The sequence below is a fragment of the uncultured Brachyspira sp. genome, assembly GCF_944390845.1.
Classification (GTDB): Bacteria; Spirochaetota; Brachyspiria; order Brachyspirales; family Brachyspiraceae; genus Brachyspira; species Brachyspira pulli.
The window spans coordinates 1-6,336 of the sequence record NZ_CALXRM010000118.1; the positions used below are offsets into that span (position 1 = coordinate 1).

Annotated in this window: 8 protein-coding genes; 5 read left to right on the plus strand and 3 right to left on the minus strand. The window is 26.6% G+C overall.

The features are described 5' to 3' along the window. Positions 1–190: 190 nt before the first annotated feature. The gene (locus Q0K52_RS14425) at positions 191–613 is read right to left on the minus strand and encodes a metal-dependent transcriptional regulator (RefSeq protein WP_297300580.1); all 423 of its coding nucleotides are present in this window, start codon (positions 611–613) and stop codon (positions 191–193) included. A gap of 234 nt (positions 614–847) precedes the next feature. On the opposite strand from Q0K52_RS14425, the gene Q0K52_RS14430 reads away from it, so the two are divergent. The 5 genes from Q0K52_RS14430 (at position 848) to Q0K52_RS14450 (ending at position 4,747) form a co-directional block, all read left to right on the plus strand. After that, positions 848–1,531 carry a response regulator transcription factor gene (locus Q0K52_RS14430; protein WP_297300581.1) on the plus strand — a complete coding sequence of 228 codons (684 nt, stop codon included), beginning with the start codon at positions 848–850 and terminating at the stop codon, positions 1,529–1,531. Positions 1,532–1,543: 12 nt separating this feature from the next. Continuing rightward, entirely contained in the window at positions 1,544–3,313 is a 1,770-nt protein-coding gene (locus Q0K52_RS14435; protein ID WP_297300582.1) for a cell wall metabolism sensor histidine kinase WalK, read from the plus strand. Positions 3,314–3,403: 90 nt separating this feature from the next. Beyond that, on the plus strand, positions 3,404–3,613 hold the full coding sequence (locus Q0K52_RS14440) for a heavy-metal-associated domain-containing protein (protein WP_297300583.1): 210 nt from the start codon (positions 3,404–3,406) through the stop codon (positions 3,611–3,613). Between the two features lie 4 nt (positions 3,614–3,617). Beyond that, entirely contained in the window at positions 3,618–4,202 is a 585-nt protein-coding gene (gene ruvA, locus Q0K52_RS14445; protein WP_297300584.1) for a Holliday junction branch migration protein RuvA, read from the plus strand. Between the two features lie 41 nt (positions 4,203–4,243). Next, positions 4,244–4,747: a GNAT family N-acetyltransferase gene (locus Q0K52_RS14450; RefSeq protein ID WP_297300585.1), complete on the plus strand. Its 504-nt coding sequence runs from the start codon at positions 4,244–4,246 to the stop codon at positions 4,745–4,747. A 734-nt stretch (positions 4,748–5,481) separates the two neighbouring features. Here the strand turns inward: Q0K52_RS14450 and Q0K52_RS14455 are convergent. Both Q0K52_RS14455 and Q0K52_RS14460 read right to left on the minus strand, forming a co-directional pair. Further along, positions 5,482–5,814 (minus strand): hypothetical protein, encoded by a 333-nt coding sequence (locus tag Q0K52_RS14455; protein WP_297300586.1) that lies wholly within the window; start codon positions 5,812–5,814, stop codon positions 5,482–5,484. Between the two features lie 192 nt (positions 5,815–6,006). Continuing rightward, a partial coding sequence (locus Q0K52_RS14460) for a hypothetical protein (protein WP_297300587.1) occupies positions 6,007–6,336 on the minus strand: 330 nt, incomplete at its 5' end.

Consider the following 6,336-nt stretch of genomic DNA (forward strand, 5'->3'; position numbering starts at 1 on the left):
CGGGGCAAAGCCCTGCAGATATTTAAAATTTAAAAAAATTATTTTTGACAAAATATAATTGTTTAGGTATATACTATAAAGTGGAAATAGTTTTATATAAATATGTGTAAAAAATAGAGTAATATATACAGTAAAAAGCTTATAGTATTATTAAAAACTTAATTGCGGATAATATATTCTATTAACTGTATTAATTTTTATTTGAATTGTTAAATATATTTTCTTTTTTACAGTATCCGCAAAGAAACTCTTTGAATTTATGCACAGTATCTTTACTCATAGCATGTTCTATAAGACAAGCTTCTTCATCAGCTATTTTTTCATCTACATTTAATACTTTTGTAAGGAAGTAATAGAATATAGCATGTCTTTCGGCAATATCTTTTCCTATAGCTCTGCCTGAATCTGTTAATTCTATATCGCCATAATGTTCATGTTTAATATGACCTAATTTTGATAATGATTTTATGGCAGTATTAACACTGGCTTTTGAACGTCCTACAACATCTGCTATGTCTGTTATTCTAATAGCTTCTTTAAAATTTTTTTCTACTTCTAAGTTGTAAATAGTTTCTAAATAATTTTCTAATATAGGTGTTAAATCTTGTTTCATAGGATAATTTTAATATTAAACATAGTATAAGTCAACATTTAAATTGAATATTTTTTACATAATGTTTGGTATCAAAGTTATTATAAAATAATAATATTAGAAAGTTGAGCATAAAAATTTTGACAAAAATGTAAATTTTTATTATATTATTATTGCTGTATATTATTTGTATATTAAGTAGTAAAAATATACAATTATATAACAAAAAAATATATTATTTTGGTAGTTTGTTTTATGAATAAAGAACTTATTTACTCAGTAGAAGATGATGACAATATTAGAGATCTTATTAAGTACACAGTTGAAGAAGCAGGATATACTATAGAATGCTTTTCAAATGGTAATGATATGCTTGAAGCATTAAAAAAGCAGACGCCTAATCTAGTTTTGTTAGACATAATGCTTCCAGATATAGAGGGTACTGAAATCTTAAAGATTATAAGAACCGATTATGCACATCTTCCAATTAAAGTAATAATGCTGACAGCAAAGGCAAGTGAAATTAATATAGTTACAGGACTTAATTTAGGTGCTGATGATTATATGCCTAAACCTTTCTCTGTTTTGGAACTTCTTGCTAGAATCAAATCAAATTTGAGAAAAAAAGATGTAAGACTTGATGCTGAAGAGCTTACTTTCGGAGAAATAAAGCTTGTAGTTAAAAAGAGAAGCGTATTTGTCGGAGATAGGCAGGTTATTTTAACCCAGAAAGAATTTGATTTGCTTAAATTATTAATGGAAAATGCAAATAATGTTGTAGACAGAGAAACTATGCTTGAAGAAGTATGGGGAGTGGATCATTCAATGGAAACTAGAACCATTGATATGCATATAAAGTCTATCAGACAGAAATTGGATTTGACAAAAGAAAATATTATTACTGTTAGAGGTATGGGTTATAAATTAACTGAAGTGTAATAAACAAATACTATGATTAAGAATATATTTTATAAATCATTACTCATTTTGATACTATCAAGTGCCTTAATGTTTATAGGTATATTGTTTACAGTGCAATACAATAATATTAAGTATAGCCAAGTTATGATAGTAAACATTATGGAGATGCTTGAAAAAGAGATTGATTTATATGATATACAAACAGAAGATGCTTTTAAAAGATTTGTACTTCAGTCTGATAAAAAAGAATTAAGAATAAGTATCATTTCCACAAATGGTATGGTTGTTGCTGATACATTGTCGGGTACCACTAAAAATCCTATGGGGAATCATACTAATAGAAGCGATGTTATAGCAGCATTGCATAGTACAGAAAATAAACCTGCTTTTTCTATAAATACTTCTATTAGTCAGCAGACACCATATATGTATGTATCCAAAAAAATTAAAGCTGATGATAATAGAGATTATATACTTAGGGTATCAATACCTATAGATTCTGTAAATAAATATTTGATAAGTTTCCTATTTACAGCAGTTATGGTTATAGGTATTGTTATTATTGTTATGTCTTTGGTTCTTCCTTTAATGAGCAGAAATATCATGATTCCTTTCTATATGATAAAGGAAACTCTTGATAATATATACAATAATAAATCTACAGTCCCGAAAAATCTTACAGGATATAACGATATTAACAGTATTCTATATGATATTAATGAACTTGCTGTGAGTTTGAATGAAAATATTACAGGTTATCAAACAGAAAAAGAAAAATTGAATTATGTGCTTGAGAATATAGCTCAAGGTATTATAGCAGTTAATAAGAATAAAGAAATATTTTTCATTAACCAATATGCATTAGATTTGCTTGAAATATCTGAAAGTAATATAAAAGAACTTAGTGAAATTATCACTGATGAAGATGTAATAGAAAAGATAGATAATGCCATAGAGTTCAGCAGATTTTCTAAATTTGATGTTAAAGAACATACTATGGATATAGAGATTAGTATTGTACCTATACGTAATAATGAAAATATATCAGCATTGATTAAATTTGAAGATGTTACTGATATAAGAAAGGTAGAAATAGAAAAGCAGGACTTCTTTATAAATGCATCTCATGAATTAAAAACTCCTCTTACTTCTATAATAGGATATTCTGAACTTCTTATAGCAACAGGCGGCGGAAAAAATAAAGATGATTTTATTAAACGTATAAATAATGAAGCATTAAGAATGAAAGACCTTGTAGTTGATATGCTTACATTAAGCAGAATAGAAGCTAATTGGAAGGAAACTATTGATGAGCAAATAGATATTAAAGATGTAGTACTTGATGTATTTGAAAGTAACAGAATAAAGGCAGAACAAAGAGATATAAATATAGATTTGGATATTGAATCAGCTGTTATAATGGCTAATAAAGAAAAGATTACAGAGGTAGTTAATAATTTAGTTGATAATGCCATAAAATACACAGATGACGGCGGTGATGTGAAAATATCATTAAAACAAAAGGCTGATAAAGCTATATTCACAGTAAAAGATACAGGCTGCGGAATAGCACCTCAATATTTAAATAGAATATTTGAGAGATTTTTTAGAGTTAAAAACAATAAGTACCTAAAAGTTCATGGTACAGGTCTTGGTCTTACAATAGTAAAGAATATATGTAATTATTATAATGCTGATATAAATATAAAGAGTGAAGAAAATGTAGGAACCGAAATGAGTGTGGTATTTAATTTATATAAAGAAGAAACAGAAAAAATAAAAAATGATGAAAATAAATAAAAAATAATATATTTTGATATTCTATATTATTGAAAAATACCTTTATGTAGTATATAATTTGTTAGATAATTAAAACAAAGAGGTGTTTAAATGAAAAATGTAGTTATAAAAATAAAAGGAATGGGCTGTCAAAATTGTGTTAAGGCAGTTACTGAAGAACTTACAGCTTTAGAAGGCGTAAGCAAAGTTAATGTAAGTTTAGAAAATGCTTGTGCTGAAGTAGAATACGATGAGAGCAAAGTAACAACTGATAAAATGATTGCTGCTATAACAGAATTAGAATACGAGGCTAGTTTATAATAATATGTTTGCTTTTATAGAAGGTAAAGTTTGTCTTATATCGGAAGGTATCATTGCTATTCTTTGTAATGGGGTAGGGTATGAGATTATAGTATCAAAGAAATTGGAAGTAAAAAACGATGATAATATAAGATTATATACCCAGCTTATACACAAAGAAGATGCTATGATTCTTTATGGTTTTGCTACAAGAGAAGAAAAGAAAATGTTTTCAACTCTTATGTCCACATCAGGAGTAGGGCCGAAACTTGCTATGGAAATACTTTCTACCTATTCTATAAATGATTTGATGCATATACTTTTTAATAAAGATATTAATTTATTAAAGAAAGTTCCCGGTATGGGCTTAAAAAAGGCAGAGAAACTTTTATTTGAACTTAGAGATAAGATAGAAAAGATTGATATTAATGTTTCTCCGTCAATGATAAAAAATTATAATGATAATGAAAGTGATGTTATAAAGGCTTTGATATCATTAGGTTTTTCAAATAATGAAGCTATTAAGGCTTTATCATCAATAGAAAATAAAGCGAATATGAGTACTGAAGATCTTATAAGTAATGCTTTAAGAAATTTAAGTTCTATATAATTTTATAATAAAAAAATCTTCATATAGAGGTATAAAATTAAATGGATATAACAATAAAGAAAGCTGAATTAAAAGATGTTTTTGATATAAGCAAATTGCATGCTATATGTTGGAAAGATGCTTATAAAAATATTATACCTGATTCATATTTAAAGCGAATATATTTAGATGATTGGTGTGAAGAATTTGAAGACGGTATAAATAATAAAACTAGAGAGGCTCATATTGCATATATTGATGATAAGCCTATAGCAGTTGTTTCGCATGGCAAAAGCAGATGCAATATGGAAGGCTACGGCGAGATAATATCATTATATGTTCACCCTATATATCAAGGCTCTGGAATAGGCCGTTTATTATTAGAGCATGCTGTCAAATATATAAAAGATTTAGGTTATAAAAAAATATGTCTTTGTGTTTTCGATAAGAATGAAAGAGCAAAAGAGTTCTATGAGAAAAACGGATTCAAAGATTCAGGTACTAAAAACACTCTAAAAATAGATGATGAAGATATAGAAGAAGTTATTTATATTTATGATTTATAATAAGTAATTTTAATTTGAGTATATACCTAAACAACTATATTTTGTCAACCGCTAGCTGCGGCACCTTTCAGCACAGCACTGTTTGATCTTATCAAATGCCCACTATATGTGCGGTTGATTACTTATTATTGTACAAAATTAATAATTTATCTTACATGTAACACGAATTTAGTATGATTTAGTACTGATTTTATACTTGCACTTTTTGCAACTTTGACGAAGTCCGCAGAGCGTGTGCGGCGGGAAAAAGTTGAATAAAAAAATTGACAAACTTAAAAATTTTTAGTATATATTGACCTACAACGAATATTTGATATAATTATATAAAGTGGGAAGTTATGGAACAGAATAATTCCCCACGTTTTTCTTACTGTTTAATAATCTGTGCTATAGCAGTTATTAAAGTATCAATGGCAATTATTAGATTTGATACGGCTTCGATAATTGCCATTTCTTTTTAAATTTCATTATCCTGTTTCCATTTATCTAATATTAGAAGTATAAAATAAAAAATTAAAAAAGATTTATACGATAGTTAGTTTATTAATGAATGTTTTTAATTAATTATTTTTTATCTTTTTTATTGACTTATCATAAAAACTTTGTTAAACTAAATATATAGAGCTAGAATGAACTGCAGAAAATCAGCCTCGCCTGCCGTGATATTTAGTATTTACTAAATTGATACGATGGAGGGAATCCCATACTAGTTATGGACTGGCTGTCCTCCCATTCTAGCTATTCTCTTTTATAATTGTATCTAGTTTTTCCTTTTGTTCTCTCTGTCTATTTTTTATTACATGATAATTAATTATTTCATAATTTTCTTTTTTATCTGATAATTCTAACAATACTAAATCGCTATGTTTATCATCTGTTCTTGATATAAAATTATGATATGCTGTCTTTTCAGCATTTGCCTTTAATATTAATTCTGGTCTATATAAAGCATTTCCTATTATTCTTTTAGCCTCTTCTTCCGTAATATCAGGGTGATTTAATTTATTTTTTTCAATTATATTCTTTTTTAATAAAATAGGCTTATCTTCTAAACCTTGTTTTTTCAAAAAAGATTTATACGATAGTTAGTTTATTAATGAATGTTTTTAATTAATTATTTTTATCTTTTATCTTTACTTATTACAAAACTATGTTAAAATAAATTATAGCTAGTGCGAACTGCAGAAAATCTCACTCGACTGCCGTGATATTTAGTATTTACTAAATTGATACGATAGAGGGAATGTGAGTCCTCTCCACTAGCTTTTTTTATTTCTTATTTTTTCATCTTTTTTCTTTTTCCAAAAAATCCCATCATCATCTATTATATGATAATTTACTATCTCATAATAATCTTTTGTTTCATCTATATCTAACAGAACAATAGTATTTTTATCTTCTCCTATTCTTGTAATAAAATTATGATAATTTTGTTTTTCAGGATTGCCTTTTAAAATATATTCAGGTTTATACAAAGAATTTGATAAAATATCTTTTGCTAATTCTTCTGTTATTTCATTATGCCTATTATTATTTTTAATAATAATATTCTCTTTTAAACTAATTTGTTTATTAGTAAAGCCATATTT